Annotated in this window: 17 protein-coding genes and 1 pseudogene; 7 read left to right on the top strand and 11 right to left on the bottom strand. The window is 59.3% G+C overall.

Features of this window, described 5'->3' with window-relative positions; genetic code table 11:
• Nucleotides 1-7: 7 nt before the first annotated feature.
• Together ASF84_RS07180 and ASF84_RS07175 are read right to left on the bottom strand one after the other, a co-directional pair.
• Nucleotides 8-1,042, bottom strand: a complete 1,035-nt coding sequence (locus ASF84_RS07180; protein WP_056836715.1) for a phenylacetaldoxime dehydratase family protein — start codon at nt 1,040-1,042, stop codon at nt 8-10.
• A gap of 1 nt (nt 1,043) precedes the next feature.
• Nucleotides 1,044-2,066 (bottom strand): nitrilase, encoded by a 1,023-nt coding sequence (locus tag ASF84_RS07175; RefSeq protein ID WP_056836713.1) that lies wholly within the window; start codon nt 2,064-2,066, stop codon nt 1,044-1,046.
• Between the two features lie 167 nt (nt 2,067-2,233).
• Here ASF84_RS07175 and ASF84_RS07170 point away from each other — a divergent pair, with 167 nt between their 5' ends.
• Nucleotides 2,234-3,196, top strand: coding sequence for a helix-turn-helix domain-containing protein (locus ASF84_RS07170; protein WP_056836711.1), 963 nt, complete (start codon nt 2,234-2,236; stop codon nt 3,194-3,196).
• A gap of 511 nt (nt 3,197-3,707) precedes the next feature.
• On the opposite strand, the gene ASF84_RS07165 is transcribed toward ASF84_RS07170, so the two are convergent.
• The 4 genes from ASF84_RS07165 to ASF84_RS07150 form a co-directional block, all read right to left on the bottom strand.
• Nucleotides 3,708-4,145, bottom strand: coding sequence for a GNAT family N-acetyltransferase (locus tag ASF84_RS07165; protein WP_056836710.1), 438 nt, complete (start codon nt 4,143-4,145; stop codon nt 3,708-3,710).
• A gap of 133 nt (nt 4,146-4,278) precedes the next feature.
• Nucleotides 4,279-5,454 carry an HWE histidine kinase domain-containing protein gene (locus ASF84_RS07160; RefSeq protein ID WP_236709383.1) on the bottom strand — a complete coding sequence of 392 codons (1,176 nt, stop codon included), beginning with the start codon at nt 5,452-5,454 and terminating at the stop codon, nt 4,279-4,281.
• 119 nt (nt 5,455-5,573) lie between these two features.
• Nucleotides 5,574-6,329: a hypothetical protein gene (locus ASF84_RS07155; RefSeq protein ID WP_056836708.1), complete on the bottom strand. Its 756-nt coding sequence runs from the start codon at nt 6,327-6,329 to the stop codon at nt 5,574-5,576.
• Nucleotides 6,330-6,461: 132 nt separating this feature from the next.
• The gene (locus ASF84_RS07150; RefSeq protein WP_056836706.1) at nt 6,462-7,118 is read right to left on the bottom strand and encodes a VOC family protein; all 657 of its coding nucleotides are present in this window, start codon (nt 7,116-7,118) and stop codon (nt 6,462-6,464) included.
• 134 nt (nt 7,119-7,252) lie between these two features.
• Here ASF84_RS07150 and ASF84_RS07145 point away from each other — a divergent pair, with 134 nt between their 5' ends.
• Nucleotides 7,253-7,963 (top strand): hypothetical protein, encoded by a 711-nt coding sequence (locus ASF84_RS07145; protein WP_056836704.1) that lies wholly within the window; start codon nt 7,253-7,255, stop codon nt 7,961-7,963.
• Nucleotides 7,964-8,074: 111 nt separating this feature from the next.
• On the opposite strand, the gene ASF84_RS07140 is transcribed toward ASF84_RS07145, so the two are convergent.
• Entirely contained in the window at nt 8,075-8,314 is a 240-nt protein-coding gene (locus tag ASF84_RS07140; RefSeq protein ID WP_056836703.1) for a hypothetical protein, read from the bottom strand.
• 544 nt (nt 8,315-8,858) lie between these two features.
• Between ASF84_RS07140 and ASF84_RS07135 the strand changes: the two genes are divergently transcribed.
• The 5 genes from ASF84_RS07135 (at nt 8,859) to ASF84_RS07115 (ending at nt 12,700) form a co-directional block, all read left to right on the top strand.
• Nucleotides 8,859-9,107 carry a DUF6124 family protein gene (locus ASF84_RS07135; protein WP_056836701.1) on the top strand — a complete coding sequence of 83 codons (249 nt, stop codon included), beginning with the start codon at nt 8,859-8,861 and terminating at the stop codon, nt 9,105-9,107.
• 587 nt (nt 9,108-9,694) lie between these two features.
• On the top strand, nt 9,695-9,943 hold the full coding sequence (locus ASF84_RS07130) for a DUF6124 family protein (protein WP_056836701.1): 249 nt from the start codon (nt 9,695-9,697) through the stop codon (nt 9,941-9,943).
• A gap of 213 nt (nt 9,944-10,156) precedes the next feature.
• Nucleotides 10,157-10,894 carry a hypothetical protein gene (locus ASF84_RS07125; RefSeq protein WP_056836699.1) on the top strand — a complete coding sequence of 246 codons (738 nt, stop codon included), beginning with the start codon at nt 10,157-10,159 and terminating at the stop codon, nt 10,892-10,894.
• A 123-nt stretch (nt 10,895-11,017) separates the two neighbouring features.
• The gene (locus ASF84_RS07120; RefSeq protein WP_082481414.1) at nt 11,018-11,935 is read left to right on the top strand and encodes a restriction endonuclease; all 918 of its coding nucleotides are present in this window, start codon (nt 11,018-11,020) and stop codon (nt 11,933-11,935) included.
• 516 nt (nt 11,936-12,451) lie between these two features.
• Nucleotides 12,452-12,700, top strand: a complete 249-nt coding sequence (locus tag ASF84_RS07115; RefSeq protein ID WP_056836695.1) for a DUF6124 family protein — start codon at nt 12,452-12,454, stop codon at nt 12,698-12,700.
• Nucleotides 12,701-12,844: 144 nt separating this feature from the next.
• Here ASF84_RS07115 and ASF84_RS07110 read toward each other — a convergent pair whose 3' ends face one another.
• The 4 genes and pseudogenes from ASF84_RS07110 to ASF84_RS07100 all read right to left on the bottom strand — a co-directional run.
• Entirely contained in the window at nt 12,845-13,492 is a 648-nt protein-coding gene (locus ASF84_RS07110) for a hypothetical protein (RefSeq protein WP_156684169.1), read from the bottom strand.
• 87 nt (nt 13,493-13,579) lie between these two features.
• Nucleotides 13,580-14,128, bottom strand: coding sequence for a hypothetical protein (locus ASF84_RS07105; RefSeq protein WP_056836691.1), 549 nt, complete (start codon nt 14,126-14,128; stop codon nt 13,580-13,582).
• 109 nt (nt 14,129-14,237) lie between these two features.
• Nucleotides 14,238-14,417 (bottom strand): annotated as a pseudogene (locus ASF84_RS28400) (DUF1289 domain-containing protein).
• Between the two features lie 182 nt (nt 14,418-14,599).
• Nucleotides 14,600-15,874 (bottom strand): IS1182 family transposase (locus tag ASF84_RS07100; RefSeq protein WP_056836689.1); only part of this gene is annotated, 1,275 nt, incomplete at its 5' end.

Here is a 15,874-nt window from a genome sequence, read left to right as displayed (position 1 = left end):
GGCGGGCTCAGCGGCTGAGCAGGCCGCTGTCGGGATGGCAGTTGAGGTATTCGAAGTACTGCGCGTCCGCGGGAATGACCGCGACCTCGTGGTACAGGCGCAACTGGACCTGGAAATTCAGGGCCTGCACGTACTGCATGAAGCCACCGAAGATCGCCAGGTGCGTCGGGTGGGTCTTGGCCCAGCGCTCCAGGTTGGCCAGGTCGTTGAACCACACCAGGCCAAAGCTCTTTTCCACCGGCGCGCCGGTCTGGCTGTCCAGCGCCTGCATCAGCCGGCAATTCAGGCAACCGATGGCCTGGCCCTCGTCGCGCAGAAAATCCATGCCGGTGCGCAGTACCGGTTGCACATCATTGACGTACATCTCGCGCTCCCGGCCGGTGGTGCCGGTCCAGTCCTGCCCGGAGCGGATCAGGCACAGGTTGTCGCGACCCGGCACCCGCACCCGGCCCGGCCGCAGCTGTTCTGCCACCACTGGCGCCGTACTGCCGGCCAGCGCCTCGACCTGCGCCAGCGGCAGGCGGTCGCGGGCGCTGCCCCAGTAGGCGTGCTCCACAATCGGCGCGCTCATGCCGTGGGCCAGGTGGCTGACGCCCTCCGGCGCATCGAGCGCCGAAAACAGCGTCTCGAAGCGGTCGGCGGTGGGGCACACCACCTCCATGAACCAGCCCAGCGGTCCGGTTTCCCGCGCCGGGTCCTGCCACCACGCGGCAAACCCCGAGGCCTGTCGCCATTGCTCGAAGGCCGCCACATCGCTCCAGTAGGCGATGGCGATGCAGGTCGCAAAGCCCTTGGCGTCCACGCAATGGGCGCTGTCCCAGTAGCGGGGGCCGGCGTCGGCTGCGAACAACGTCGTGATCGGCCCCAGCTCGGCCAGGCCGACCGCCTGCCGGGACTGCACGCCGAAGCAGGCCATCACCACCTGGCCCACCAGCGGATCGAAACGCGCCGACCAGGCCGGGTAGGGCGGCTGGTAGCCGGGCGGGGTGCTGCTGGCCTGGCGGCGCGGCTGGCGCAAGTGTTCAGCAATGGAAGAATCCATGTCACACCTCGACGTGGGCAGCGGCTGTGGATTCGTTCGCTTGTACCGCCGCTTCAGCCGCCGCGACCGGCAGGCCGGGCAGCGGCACCACGCACGGGTTGGCGTTGGTGTTGAGCATCAGGCGGGTGACGTCGGGGCGCGAGTAGTGCCCGGCCGGGTCCGCCGCGACCTTGGCGAAGATCAGCGCGGCCGGGTCCAGCGTGGCGTACAGCAGGCCCTCTTCATGCTCGCCCAGCGGCGTGGCCAACTCGCTGCCATCCGGGCCAAAGATCCGCGCATGACCACCACCGGCCTGCAACAGGCTGCGCTTGGCGTCGGTGTCGCACAATAGCTCGATCATTTCCGGCGACACCACCGCACATGGCGCGATCACAAAGCACTGGCCCTCGGCGGCGTACACGCGCGAGGCGGCGATATTCACCTCCGGCCCCAGCGCCTGGGTGGCGTTGGTGTACAGGCTGAAGCTGGGCCAGGCCGCCACATGGATCTGCTCGTTCTGCGCATACAGCGCGTACTTGGACAGCGGTTGCAGGTGCTCCCAGCAGCACAGCGCGCCGAGCACGCCGATGGGCGTTTCAAAGGTGCGCAGCGACGACCCGTCGCTTTCCCCGAACAGCGTGCGCTCGACGTGCGTGGCCTTGAGCTTGCGCCGTATGCCGACGGTTTCGCCGTGGTTGTCGATGATCCACTGACCGATGTACAGCGAGCCCTGGCTGCGCTCGCTGTAGCCCAGCACCACATAAATGCCGGCCTGGCGCGCCGCTGCGCTGATGCGCCGTGCCTGCGGGCTGTCGAGCACCAGCGACTGCTGGTGGTAACGGTGCACCAGCGGCATGTTCCAGGCCGGCGCATCCAGCCACAGAAACCACGGGTAACCCGGAATCCACGTCTCCGGAAAGGCAATCAGGCCCGCGCCCTCGGCAGCAGCCTGCTCGATCAGCGCCACGGTCTTGTCCACCGTGGCCTCCAGGTCCAGAAACACCGGGGCGGCTTGTACACAGGCAACTTTCAGGGGGGCTTGCATCGCGGTCGACTCCAATGGCGGGTAAGTGACCACAGGCTAGGCGCGCCGACACCTTCAGCAGTAGGACCCAAAGGAAGCGCTTATTGACTGCCTCGGCGGGGAGGGGCGCAGTGGTGCCGCAATTGCATCTTTATTGGCTCAAGGCTTGAAAACGCAGGTTGAACGCGATGAGCATCTCATTCGATACCCACAGCATTGGCGTGCACGAGCGCGCCGACTTCTGGCAGGACGTGGTCTGCAACACCTTCGTGCCGCTGGCGTGTGCGTTCCCCGACCGGCAGCATTTCTACGGCCGCCTGGAGGCCTACCGCCTCGGTGAACTGGCCGTGGTGGACGTGCAGGCCAACGAGCAAAGCGTTGTGCGAGACGCCTCGCGCATCGCCCGCAGCGATGACGAGTTCGTGCTCGTCAGCCTGGCCATCGAAGGCCGCGCCCGGGTCTGCCAGGAAGGCCGCGAGGCGCACTTGGAGGTCGGCGACTTTGCCATCTATGACACCCGCCGCCCCTACCAACTGCACTTCGACGGTGCGTTTCGCCAGACCGTGGTGCAGATTCCGCGGCACCACCTGCAACAGCGCTTGTGTAACCTGGAGTACCTGACCGCGTTACCGATGTCACGCAACAACCCCCTCGACCGCCTGGTGTTCGACTTCCTCACCGGCCTCTCGGGCCTGGAAGACCGCATGGCCGAAGCACAACAGACACGTCTGGTCGACCAGGGCCTGGACCTGCTGGCCATGGCGCTGTCCGAACGCGTCAAGGGCGACATCCCGGGCCCACGCCGCAGCGCCTTGCTGCTGCGCCTCAAGGACGACATCCAGACCCGGCTGGGCGACAGCGAGCTGTCCCTGGCCAGCGTCAGCGCCCGGTTCGGCATCAGCGTGCGCTACATCAACAGCCTGTTCCAGGAAGAACAGACCTCGTTCGGCCGCTACCTGCTGGCGTCACGCCTGCAACGCTGCGCCCGCGACCTGCGCGAACCCTTGCTGGGCAAACGGCAGATCAGCGAGATTGCCTACCGCTGGGGGTTCAGCGACATGGCCTATTTCAGCCGCGTATTCCGCAAGGCCTATGACATGACAGCCCGCGACTACCGCCTGGGCGAAGGGCAAAGAAAAAGCGGCGACTGATCACTCAGCGCCGCTTCAACGAACAAACGTTCCCCGGATCACAATCCCGGGCATTCCCGAGCCCGCTCAGAACTGTGGAAGGGGGCTCTGCCCGCGATGACTGCCGTACAGGCGCAACAGATCGATGCCTGGCCTTGCCCCGAAAATGCCACTGACACAACCCGATCCCCGAGCCCGCTCAGAACTGTGGGAGGGGGCTCTGCCCGCGATGACTACGGCACAGGCGCAACAGATCGATGCCTGGTCTTGCCCTGAAAATGCCACTGACACAACCCGATCCCCGAGCCCGCTCAGAACCTGTGGAAGGGGGCTCTGCCCGCGATGACTGCCGTACAGGCGCAACAGATACCTGCCTGGTCTTGCCCTGAAAGTGCCACTGACACAACCCGATTCCCGAGCCCGCTCAGAAACTGTGGGAGGGGGCTCTGCCCGCGATGACTACGGCACAGGCGCAACAGAGACCTGACCCTGACGGCAAACCCAAACCCCCGCCTCAATGACCAGCACCCCGCTACATCCGACGCTTCTCAAAACGCACATCCCCCTCCGGCAAGCTCTTCACAGCCTGCCAGCCAAGCCTCCGATAAAAACCACTGGCCCGGCTTGCCTCAGCCGTCTCCAGCCACAGAACCTCGTGATCCTGAAACAGAAACACCTCGGCCTTTTCCACCAACGCACGCCCCAGCCCATGGCCTTCGAACCCAGGCAGCACGAACGCCGCAAACACGCAGCCGTCCTCGACATCCGCCATGGAAAAACCGACCGGCACACCCGCCACCTCGGCCACCCACGCGCAGGGCGCCTCGGCAAGGGCCTGCTGAATGGTCTGCGGGGTAATCCCCATGTCAGCCAGCTGCTGATAAGAAAGATGGTTTTCCCGCACACCGGTTCGAATCTCGAAAATGGCAGGGATGTCTTCAACCGTGGCGAGCCGTATTGTTTTTTCCATGAGGGTTGCCTGTGTGCTCCATTGATCCGGGGGGTGATCAGTCTCCAGATCATGACTTCATGTAATCGTATAGTGTGCTGACTGAGCACGGTCTGACGCTGGCCCGCCACGACGGCGGCACAGGTGCAGTAATTTACAGGCTTGCGCGCTTCCCAAGCCGCTCCGTAAACGGCGCCCTGATCTCACACCGGAACCCCGCCGGCTCATACGCCAGCACTGCCGCCCCCTCAAAGGCATTGCGCAGGCTGCCATTGATCATCGCCGTGCCATACCCTTTGCGCGCCGGCGGCGCCACACAAGGCCCGTTACTTTCCATCCACGCCATGCCAAACACGGGCTCCGCCCGGCCATCCTCAGGCGCAACAGACCACTGCACCTGCAACACCCCGCCCGGCACCGAAAGCGCGCCGTATTTCGCTGCATTGGTGGCCAGCTCATTGATCACCAGAGCCAGCGCCGAAGCCGCCTCCGGCACCAACTGCATCGCCGGTCCTTGGCACTGGATATCGAAATGGCCGGCATAAGGCCCCAGCACCTCGTGCAGCAGCGTGCCCAGATCCATTTCATCGGCACTCATGGCAATCGCATGCGCACGGTGCATCATCACCAGCCGCTTGCCGAACGCCTCCCTGAACCCCTTCGGCTCCGGGTTGCTTTTCAGCGTCACATCCGCCACACCGCCGATGACGGCAAAGATATTGCGCATCCGGTGCTCCAGCTCACCGATCAGCAACTGATGCGACTCCCGCGTACGGCTGTAGCGACACACCTTGGCGCACAGCGTGGCTGCGGCTTGAATCAACGCGTGCTGATCGGCATCCAGCGGCGTGGCCACCGCATGCAGCACTGCAATGCAGCCCTGCGGCGTACTCTCCACGTCCAGCGCCGGGGTCGACAGGATGGACGTCAGCCCATACTGCTGCAGTAAGGCGGTCCATTGCGGCGCAAAGCGCGCATCGGCGGTGACATCCGGTACATCGATCGGTCGCCCACTCAAGATCGCCAGACCACAGGTGCCACGGTCGGTGACGATAATGTTGTTTTCCAGACGCTCGCTGAAGGCGCGTGGCAGCGCCGGGAAGGTCGAGTGACGGAACGTACGGCCAGGACGGTCGAGCACACTGATGCCGACGGTCGAGCCGGGCAGACGAGACTGCAGGAAAAGGGCGAACTGGCCTAGCCATGGTTCCACAGCCGCACCGCAAGCCATCAGGTCCAGGGCGCTGTCGTGAAAGGTTTCAAGCAGCGACTGCATGGGGAAACAGCCCTCGAATGCCGGAAACCGGTGATTGTACAGGGGCGTCAGCAAGGCGTCCTTAGCAGACCCGCCTACGCATGTCGCCTCGCTATCTCACGGCAAACACAGACAAGGAGCGCGCTCTGTCCGGGTTCGACCGGCTGCGCAGCCGTCGTGAAGTTGCTCACACCTCAAGCCTCGACAACGTCCTTGCGCAGTACCCGCTCCAGCAAAAACTGCCGTGCCTCTCTGGAGGCCTTGCTGATACTGCTTGGATACTGGATGCGGTAACACTGAATGCTCCCGTTCAGGCAAAACTGCCAGAGTTGGTCCTTGGCAATCCCTTGTTCACGATAATCAGCCAATTGAGTGCATACGCTGTGTTCACCGGTATGCGGAAAATACGTTCGGCGAGCTTTGGCGCTGCTGGCACCATTGGCAAAAATGATGATGTCTGGCTTGAGGATGTCGACCTGGGTTTTTAATAGCTGCATAGAGATCGCCTCAAGTTCACGGTATTTCGGCCAACGCATCGGCGATTTTCCATCCCAGGCAAAACTGAATAAATTGGCCCAAGCGATACCCTCATTCCCATGATCGGCGGCCAGCGCACGAAGCAGGTTAAAAAAGCTGGCGCCTTTGTCTTTGGGTTTTGACATGTATTGCGTCAAGCAAGCCTGCTGCTTGGCCATGGCTCTTTGAATGTATTCATCCAGGTCAATAAATGGCACTTCATTGTTGGTAATGTTCCAGCGCCGCGTTTCCCGCCCCACGACCATGATGCGTCGGGAGGCTTGTTCGTAGGCCTGCGATGCCCCGGGAAGAAACAGCCCTGAAAGCTTTGCAAACTCGGGTGTGTGGGACTGGCTGCGATCAAGCCAATGCAGCGGCAGGGTAGACAGAATGTGCTTGTAAGCCTGGGTCAAGGCTTGGTGGGTGGCATTCATCAAAGCGCGCTCTTGAAATATGAGTGGCGTGGCCTCGCTACAGCGAATGGCACGAAGTTCTGGTCGATTAACGTATCCACGCGCTTTAGTTAGCGGCAGCGCTATTCAGTGCATCACGGTGATGTCACTGCCTCACCCGTTGATAATCATCGGCAGCTCTGGACGCAAATCGATGGTCTGCGCGCTTGCACCATGATCGATCTCCAATTCAATCAAATGCTCATCACCCTGAACCATCTCAAACCCCTTAAGCTGATTGGCACAGTTGGCAGCGGTAGAAAACACCTGGCGGCTGGGCGTGGTCACGCGCACAAACGTGATGTCGCGAAAGCCATTGGGGTGTTCCAACGGCTGCGCTCGCTCTCTCGGCGCCTCATCGGGCCGCTTGGCAAACGACAGAAAAAACCACATGGGTTCCGATACAGGCGCATGCCCCACATCGACGCTCAGTGCAGCGGGTAGGTAAACAGGCCGATACGCCCAGACAGGAAACATGGGTTTCTCGCCGGCGATGGAGGGCCTGAAGCAAATCCCGAAGGGGGCCGCGGCCCCCTCTGCGCAGGTGAGGCGTTCGAAGAGTCGGGTGGGCGCGGTCAGGTCACTTTGAGCCTCTGACTCATCAGTGAGGTACAACAGCTCGATAAACGCATTGCGCAAGAAAAACCGCCTGTTGGCAGTGCCCTGGCCTGGGTGCACGTTGGGCGTTCCCTCAACAAGCCCGAGGGATTTCAGGGCCTCAGCGCCGTGATTTTCATCCTTCACGCAAACAAAAATATGATCTATTTCCATGGCTAATGCCCTTTAATTCGCTGCGGTGCTCAGGCGCTTGGCAGCAGCACCCATTTAATGAGACAGGGCTTCCAGCTTGCCTGCAACGCTCGTGGAGTATAGGTTCGACGCTGCACTTATCGGGGCTGACTACCGTGTATTACTGGAACAAAGACAACTTCGAAGGCCTTCTGGCGCTTGCACAAAGCTTCGATGCCCAGGCCGATCTGAAACCACTGGCGAGCTATTGTCGGTATCGCGAACAAGGGCTACGTCGCGAAGCCTTTGCTGCACTTGAACAGTTTCTCGTCGCATCCCGTTCGTTTGACAGCGCCACCGCACGTCGCGCCGCCATCGAAATCCTCGAAGCCAATTCGCGCACCTCGCAAGCCCATCAGTTTCTGACACAGCCGCTCACCGCCCGGTTTCTGCTGCCGACGCTGGGGGCATGGATGGAGGAGGATGCAGAAGCAGCCTTGCCCGTGCGATGGCTCGGACTACTCAACCGTGATCCGGCACTGCTTAGACGAGCACTGTCCATGTGCCCCGACGATTTACCCGTGCGCAAGGTACTGATCGACTTCGCGCTGGGATGGGCTGACCACGCCACCCATCATCTTGACGAATCGGTCTTCCTGGGCAGCGTTGACGAGGCGACTTCAGCCGTGGATCTTGCCCGAAGTTACATCGCCAAAGCCCCCGATCCCGAAGCGCTGGCTCACCTGACACGTGAAGTGGAGTATTTCGATCGCCTTATCACAGACTGGAAAGCCTATTCGGAAAACCCCACAGGCGACTTCCCCGAATGGTGCGCGGAGCGGGAACGCAACTACAACTATCCCGCCAAGTTCTATTACGAGCGATGAAGGATCCGGCGTGTTGGCGGTGATGATTCGTGGACGCACGGCAATGACGGCGCCAAGCGACTCTCGGCCGGGAATACAGGTCCACCGTCCTGCTGAAGGGCTACACAACCGTCAGGGCAGGTTTTCCAGTTTCGCCTCTGCCGCGTCATCGAAAATGATGAACAGCGCTTCGGCATCCGCCGGGCGCAGGCGCTTGGTGTTTTGCAGGGCCTGGATCGACTCGATCTGAATGGCGCGCTCGGCTTCAATGTCCTCGCGGGTGCTGGCGGCATTGAGCGCGCGGAGCAGGTCGTTCATCTCGTCGCGGATAGGCTTTTGCAGGCGGAGGAGATCGATTTTTTCCTGGGGCATGGCGTGGGGACTCTGGAAGCGGATGGCAGGCGTGCAGGGATGATGCCTGTAAATCACGTGTTCATAAAGCCAACGCGGTCGATGTGGGAGAAGGCTCTGACCCGGGCGGCGATCCGACGATGAGGCCAGTAAGAGCAGCGCATCTGTTGGATCTGTCTCACAGCACCGAATGACTCCCATGTCATACACCGACATCCAAATCTGTCAGATTTCTCCTGGGCACTACCGGTGATAGCAAGACGCTTCTCTTTCTATTGAAGGAAATTTCCGAGAAAATCCCGACCGCTTGCGCTGGTCAATTTCGGTCACTACCCTCCGAACGTCGCTGTAAATCCAGCGATCAGGTTTGGTAGACCTGAGGTCAATTGGCGCAAGGTGCAACCGTTGACGAGGCTTTTACGGCCTCGGTAATGGGGGCCGTGCGCATGGCGTTTTCGGACGCGCCGGGTTGCCAATTACCGGTTCTACCAACTTGTGCGCGGCCCCCACCCTGCGTTTGGTAGCAAGGGGTGATGGCTCCATAGTCATAATTGGAGTTGTACCCATGAAAAAGATCGTTCCCGACCCACCCACCCTCGAATTCACCCTGAGCCTCCTTGAATGCCGCCTGGCCCATGCCGTGGAGCTGCTGCGCTGCGCGACCGCCACGGTCTATGAAAGCGCCGATAACCTGCAAGGCCCGCCACGCCACTTGGCCATGGCCGGTATGCACTTGATCACCCAAGCGCACCTGACGCTAGACCAGGTGCTGGATCAGTGGCCGGTGATGAGCAAGGAAGTAGAGGAGACGTAAGGGCTGTTGGCCTGACAGAGTCAGGCGAGTTGCTTGTGTTGTGTGGACCCCGTTGCCTGGAGAGGTGGCGGGGTTTTGTTTTGCGTGAGAAGCGCGAACTTGCAACGCTTGAACACTGCGCGGTGCTTTCATGTCGCTGGCGGCGACATGTACGCATAACGTGTTCTTGAAATGGATTTTTAGCGACATGTTGCTCATAGCCAAGCGCCAGTGAACAGTGTTTGGTTGCGCCTGAATCTGTCAGATTTTTCCTGTGCTCTACAGGTGATAGCAAGACGCTTCTCTTTCTATTGAAGGAAATTTCCGAGAAAATCCCGGCCGCTTGCGCTGGTCAATTTCGGTCACTACCCTCCGAACGTCGCTGTAAATCCAGCGATCAGGTTTGGTAGGCCTGAGGTTTAGCGGCGCAAGGCGCCACCTTTTGCGAGGCGCTTTTTCTCGGCCTGCAATTTATGGGGGCCGTGCGCAGGGCGTCTTCGGGCGCGCCGGGTTCCGCTAACCGGTCCTACCAACTTGTGCACGGCCGCCACCCGGCGTTTGGTAGGCAATGGGTGAACGGCTCCATCTGTATAAGCGGAGTTGTACCCATGAAAAAAATCGTCCCCGACCCACCCACCCTCGAATTTACCCTGAGCCTCCTTGAATGCCGCCTGGCCCATGCCGTGGAGCTGCTGCGCTGCGCCACCGCCACGGTCTATGAGAGCGCCGACAACCTGCAAGGCCCGCCACGCCATCTGGCCATGGCCGGCATGCACTTGATCACTCAAGCGCACCTGACGCTCGACCAGGTGCTGGATCAGTGGCCGGTGATGAGTAAGGAAGTAGAGGAGACGTAAGGGCCGTTGGCCTGACGCAGTCAGGCGAGTTGCTTGTGTTGTGTGGACCCCGTTGCCTGGAGAGGTGGCGGGGTTTTTATTGGCGGCGCAATTGCCTCAAAGCCAGTATTCCCGACCCAGGTCGATGTCAGGCGATTTGCTATTATGTACGGGTTTTTTAACCGCGCTTTGGCGCAGCGCCGCAGGCCGTCATGCATTCCCAGGGAGGAGCACGTGCGTACACAAGTCATCATCGAGGATCATGTCCTGCCGCAACTGCTGACTTCGGCCATCGAAGCTTATGAGGTGTCGCACAAAGCCCATGAGCGAGGCCGGAGCAACAAGAGTCTCGAAACCTTCGGCTTGCTGTGGGGGTATGCGCTGCCTGTACGCAAGGGCCTTCCGGCACGCTTGGTCGCAGTGGTCGCCACCGTCGAAACCTCGGCCCTGCGGCATACCCATTGGGTGCGCCCCGACTTCGAATCCATTGCGATGAAACGCGATTTCTTCGGGGAATACTGGCCGCAACTGGAGTTGATCGGCACGTTCCACTCGCATCCTTACGAGGACATCACCGAGGTCAACGATAACAAGGGGTGGCGAGCCTCTGATGCCGACATGGAATTCTGGCCTGCCCTTCATGAGTTCGTTTGTCCGGACATGGACGAATTGGCGCACCTGGTCATTGCCATCACGGCGCTCAGCCGCAAGGGAACGGCAGAACCTGTTCGCCTGGCCGGCAGTGAATACACCTCCGGTTATGTGATCACTGCCGAGAAACGCAAGCTATGGATCAAGGGCTACACATCGTCGCTGTATGAGGAGATCGATGAAGATACTCCGGTCGACGATGATTTTATGGCTGGCAATATCGAGACAAAACGTTCCTATGACGTGTGGCAGGACGAAGACGTGCTGCTGGAAATACCGTCGTTGGAGGCGCGCTTCAGGCATGAATTGTTGCGTAAGTAGAAAGTAGAAGTGCTTTGGGTGCATTCAAGATCGCAGGTGCTGTGGCAATCTTTGGCAGAAGCTCAAAAAAGTAGATAAGTCCTACAAGATGTCCAAAGCGACCATCAGGATCAGGGAGTTACGGTGGCAATTCCAGATTTTCAAAGCGTGATGCGCCCTGTGCTGAGCGCGGTTCAGAACGGTACGCCGCTGCCGCTCAATGAGTTACGTGAGCGGGTGGCTGAGCAGTTCCTGTTGACCGAAGATGAACTCAAAGAGCGTCTTCCTTCCGGCCATCAGACCGTCATCAACAACCGCGTGGGCTGGGCGCGCACTTATTTAAACAAGGCAGGGTTACTGTGCATTCCGTCCAAAGGGCTGGTGCAAATCACCCCACGTGGCCTTGACGCCTTGGCCAGTGGTCCGCAGCGCATAACCGTGAGGTGGTTAAAGCAGTTTCCGGAATTCGCAGACTTCCATACTGCCAAGTCGCAAACAGTCGAGGCACCTGCCGTACTGAGCGTTGATAACATTGAGATTGCCGAAACCACACCGGACGAACAGCTGACCGAGGCGCATCAGGCGTTGATGCAGTCCCTTGCCGACGAACTGCTTGCACAAGTCCGGGTAGCCACTCCCAGTTTCTTTGAGCAACTGGTGGTCGATCTGATGATCGCCATGGGGTACGGCGGTTCGCGCAAGGAAGCGGGGAAGGCGACGCAGGCGACTAATGATGACGGTGTCGACGGCATCATCAAAGAAGACAAGCTCGGCCTTGATGTGATCTACCTGCAGGCCAAACGCTGGACCAACACCGTGCATCGCCCAGAGATAGACAAGTTTATAGGCGCACTGACCCGCCAGCGTGCGCGTAAGGGTGTGTTTATCACTACTTCAGAATTCTCGGAAGGGGCTCGTACTGCAGCGCTGGGGCTGGATATTAAAGTGGTGCTGATCGACGGAATTGAGTTGGCGCGCCTGATGGTCGAGAACAACCTGGGCGTGAGTGTTAAGCAGATTTATGAAGTGAAGCAGATTGATAGTGATTACTTTACAGAGTGATGATTTGCTTGGCAGCGGCTTCACGCACGCTATTAGGTCTGTGCCATCGCAATCGCCTGCAAACTGCCTGCCTCAGGTTTGACGGTGTCTTAAGCAAAATACGGAGTTTGGGCAAGGAAGCCGGTTGAGGAAATCGGATGGCGCTATGTCATGCATCGGCGCCTGAAGCTGTCAGATTTTTCTTAGGTTCTACAGGTGATAGCAAGACGCTTCTCTTTCTATTGAAGGAAATTTCCGAGAAAATCCCGACCGCTTGCGCTCGTCAATTTCGGTCACTACCCTCCGAACGTCGCTGTAAATCCAGCGATCAGGTTTGGTAGGCCTGAAGTTCACTGACGCAAGGCGCCCGCCTAGCGAGGCGCTTTTCTACGGCCTGCGTTTTATGGCGGCCGTGTGCTTGGCGCCTTCGGGCGCGCCGGACGCCAGTGACCGGTCCTACCAACTTGTGCACGGTCGCCACCCAGCGTTTGGTAGGCAATGGGTGACGACTCTTTTGGTCTCACTGGAGTTGTACCCATGAAAAAGATCGTCCCCGATCCACCCACCCTCGAATTTACCCTGAGCCTCCTTGAATGCCGCTTGGCCCATGCCGTGGAACTGCTGCGCTGCGCGACCACCACGGTCTATGAGAGCGCCGATAACCTGCAAGGCCCGCCACGCCACCTGGCCATGGCCGGTATGCACTTGATCACCCAGGCGCACCTGACGCTAGACCAGGTGCTGGATCAGTGGCCGGTAATGAGCACGGAAGTAGGGGAGACGTAAGGGCCGTTGGCCTGACGGCGTCAGGCGTGTTGCTTGTGTTGTGTGGACCCCGTTGCCTTTTCAGGTGGCGGGGTTTTATTGGGCTGTAGTGCAGGTTGGAATGTTTATGCAGGTTGTATTTCTGGCTGGATGTATCGAGTCAGGCTACGCGCAGGGGTAGCCTATTTCGGCTGCGAATACTTTGGCCTCGGCAAAACTCAAGTCGGGATTGAGCGACTTCACCAGGCTCTCAGTCAGAACACCCTGTTCGTAGATAAGCTCAACAGCCGAGAGCGGCACTTCGATTTCGTAGTACTCACTGGCGAAGTCTACATAGGCGGACGCGGGTTCTATCAGAGGTAACAGGAACTCTGTGGACCCATCGTCAACACCGGTAGCCAGCGTGTTGCCGTGCTCCGCCTTCTGCCAGCTCAAGTCCTCTGCGCCTTTCCAATAGCAGTAACTCAATTCATCCATGCTGAATGCAGGCTCATTCAGAAATGAGGCGAACGTCTCCGGCACCTGGCTTTTAACGGCGGCTGTCAGGCTCGGATCGCCTGCCAAGGACGATTCGTGAGCCAGTCCCTTGATTGCTGCGCCAAACGGTCCAAAGAGCAGAAACCAGTCATCACCCGAACCGTTTCGCATGGAGGCCATTTCCTCGCCTTCATTCCAGCGTGCGTCAAAGCTGTAGTACCGGTATTCCCATTCAGGTGAAAGGATTGCGTCGAGCATTGCCAGGGCTTTCGCTCGTTGGCGCAGCGTCGCGATGTCTGGGAGGCGTGCTGGGTCCAGTCCGGTACTGCGAGGCATGAGGGCTCCGAATTCGGTCGTGTTGAAAGAGAGTTCTGAATATCACCCTGCTCAAACCAGAGTTTCTGAGATTCTAGCGCGCCGCTATCACTTCACGACCTCGATCTTTTTTACAAAGATCAGCGTGTCATCCGCAGCAGGCCCGGCGATGCGCTCGTTGTTGGGTTCGCTGGCAACGGTAACCTTGACGTTCTTGCCAATCATGGCCGGTAACAAGCTTGCCTCACCTTCGTCTTCGGCAGTAAACCAGTCACCGCAGTTGCCATCGCAATAGGCGCTAAACCGTCGACCGTCATTGACCAGCACAGTAATGCTGTAGTCATCGATGCCGCCACCAGTAATCAATGCACCCTGCACGGTCTCCGGTTTGGTCAGTTTGAAGTGGCAGTAGCCCGGCGTGTTTGCGTCATCGCCTAGAAGGCCGCATCCGCGTTCGACTTCGCTGTTGATTAGCGCGCAGCTGTTGGCCGCGTTGCATGGCGGGCGGGTGGCGGGGGATACGTTGATGCATTGCTTGACCAGCATCTCGGCGCGCTTCTGGCCGATGGCTTCGGCGCAGGTTTTGTCTGCGGCATTGGCTTGGAATATGGCCAGTAGGGTAATGAGAAATGAGAGGGCCAGGCTTTTTGTGTGCATGGATTGTCCAGTAGCTGGTAAGGGTGGCGGTATGTCAGTGTCAGAGGCCAGAGATTTTAGCGAAGTCTTGCAGACCGCAGCAGGTCTCACATCGGCCAATCCATCTTGCTCAGCCCTTCTTCTTGTTAAGGCTCTTCAACCGCTGATCAGCCCGCTGCACCGCAGCCATTTTCTCCGGTCGGTTCATGCGTCGCCATTTCCGAATGTCTTCTTTGTTGCGCCCACAGCTCACACAGATCGCCGCTGAGTTGGCTGGTGGATGTGCAGGGGGTTCGATGTCTTTGGCCATTGCTCAATGCCTCGGTGCCGGGCGTTCGATGTCGTCCTGGCTTTGCTCATGTTCTCGGAATGGCAGGCACAAAAAGTACGGCCGTACAGACCGTGTGAAAACGCAGTTTGCGGCGGCGTAAAGCAAATGCCCCGACTTGTCGGGGCATTTGCTTTTCTGGAATGTAAAAAATACAGCGCCTCTCAGCCCATCAGCGCTATCAGCTGTTGTGCTCCCAGCACCTGGATAGCCCTTTTCAAGTTGTAGGCCTGTACCGCTAGCGCCATTTCTGCGCGAGTCCCCTTCAACTGGCGCAGCAAAAACCGGCCATTGCCGAAGATCCAGTGCTTCAGGTTGCCGAAGGGATGTTCAACGATGGATCGGCGATTGACCATCATCTCGGGATGGACCTTCATCCGCTGTTCCATTCGCTCAAACGCCGCTTCATGGGCATGGCGCATCAGATAGCGACGCTGAGCCTTGGTGCAGCGGCTTTTCAGCGGGCATTTCCCGCAGTCGCTGATGGCCGCCTGGTAGATTCGATCGCCTTTGTTCAGCTGTTTAAGTGTCAGTGGTTTGCCAGCAGGGCACTGATATTGATCGGTATCTTTGTCGTAGCTGAAGTCTGTCCGGTCAAAGTACTGCTCCTCACCACTGGTAGGGTTGTTGGCCCTGTTCGGTGGAACAAAAGCAGTGATCGCCGCGTCCTCGCACGCCTGGAACTGGGCGCCATTGGAGTAACCTGCATCCGCTGTGACGCAGAGTTTTGATTGCTGCAGCTCGTCTTTAGCGGCCTTGGCCATCGGTTCGAGTTGGCGGTTATCGGTACCTTCCTGAGTGACTTCGTGGTGCAAAATCAGGCAGTGCTTCGCGTCCACAACACGTTGAACGTTGTAAGCCACCAGCGGGACGGAGGCCGTTCGCATTTTTTGCGCATCGGACTCACCAACCACGTGTTGAGCCAGACCTTGAGCTTGCATCAGCACTTGGCAGGTCTGGTTATTGGCCTTTTTTACCCGCAACCCGGCCAGCGCTGCCTGTACCGCTGAGCGGTCGATCGACTCTCCTTCTTCGTCGCAATCCGCTTCATCGAGTTGCGCCAGGTAACGCGCAATTTTCTTGTCGAGCGCCGCTTCGCGGTCCTGGAGTTTTTTCGGTGTCAGGTGTTTGCGGCTGGAAGCGACCGCCTGAAACTTGCTGCCGTCGATGGCCACCAACTCGCCGGCAATCAGACCAGCCTGTCGGCAGAATCGGACGAAGGCACGACAGGTTGCGGTGAACGCGGCACTGTTGTCGCGCCGAAAATCAGCAATGGTTTTGAAGTCAGGTGCCAGTCGACCCAACAACCACATGACCTCCACGTTGCGCCGACACTCTGCCTCAAGTCGCCGCGACGAACGAATGCGCTGAAAATAGCCGTACAGATAGAGTTTGAGCAGGTCGGCGGGATCGTACGAAGGACGCCCAGTGGCCTTGGG

This window comes from Pseudomonas sp. Leaf127 (genome assembly GCF_001423155.1).
GTDB lineage: Bacteria > Pseudomonadota > Gammaproteobacteria > Pseudomonadales > Pseudomonadaceae > Aquipseudomonas > Aquipseudomonas ovata.
Note: the sequence above shows the minus strand (reverse complement) of the source record. Positions and strands in the feature narration are given on the sequence as shown.

Bases quoted from the DNA above. Each gene is read 5' to 3' on its own strand.
- ASF84_RS07180 (WP_056836715.1), bottom strand. From the start codon at position 1,042: ATGGATTCTTCCATTGCTGAACACTTGCGCCAGCCGCGCCGCCAGGCC.
- ASF84_RS07175 (WP_056836713.1), bottom strand. From the start codon at position 2,066: ATGCAAGCCCCCCTGAAAGTTGCCTGTGTACAAGCCGCCCCGGTGTTT.
- ASF84_RS07170 (WP_056836711.1), top strand. From the start codon at position 2,234: ATGAGCATCTCATTCGATACCCACAGCATTGGCGTGCACGAGCGCGCC.
- ASF84_RS07165 (WP_056836710.1), bottom strand. From the start codon at position 4,145: ATGGAAAAAACAATACGGCTCGCCACGGTTGAAGACATCCCTGCCATT.
- ASF84_RS07155 (WP_056836708.1), bottom strand. From the start codon at position 6,329: ATGAATGCCACCCACCAAGCCTTGACCCAGGCTTACAAGCACATTCTG.
- ASF84_RS07150 (WP_056836706.1), bottom strand. From the start codon at position 7,118: ATGGAAATAGATCATATTTTTGTTTGCGTGAAGGATGAAAATCACGGC.
- ASF84_RS07140 (WP_056836703.1), bottom strand. From the start codon at position 8,314: ATGCCCCAGGAAAAAATCGATCTCCTCCGCCTGCAAAAGCCTATCCGC.
- ASF84_RS07135 (WP_056836701.1), top strand. From the start codon at position 8,859: ATGAAAAAGATCGTTCCCGACCCACCCACCCTCGAATTCACCCTGAGC.
- ASF84_RS07130 (WP_056836701.1), top strand. From the start codon at position 9,695: ATGAAAAAAATCGTCCCCGACCCACCCACCCTCGAATTTACCCTGAGC.
- ASF84_RS07115 (WP_056836695.1), top strand. From the start codon at position 12,452: ATGAAAAAGATCGTCCCCGATCCACCCACCCTCGAATTTACCCTGAGC.
- ASF84_RS07110 (WP_156684169.1), bottom strand. From the start codon at position 13,492: ATGCCTCGCAGTACCGGACTGGACCCAGCACGCCTCCCAGACATCGCG.
- ASF84_RS07105 (WP_056836691.1), bottom strand. From the start codon at position 14,128: ATGCACACAAAAAGCCTGGCCCTCTCATTTCTCATTACCCTACTGGCC.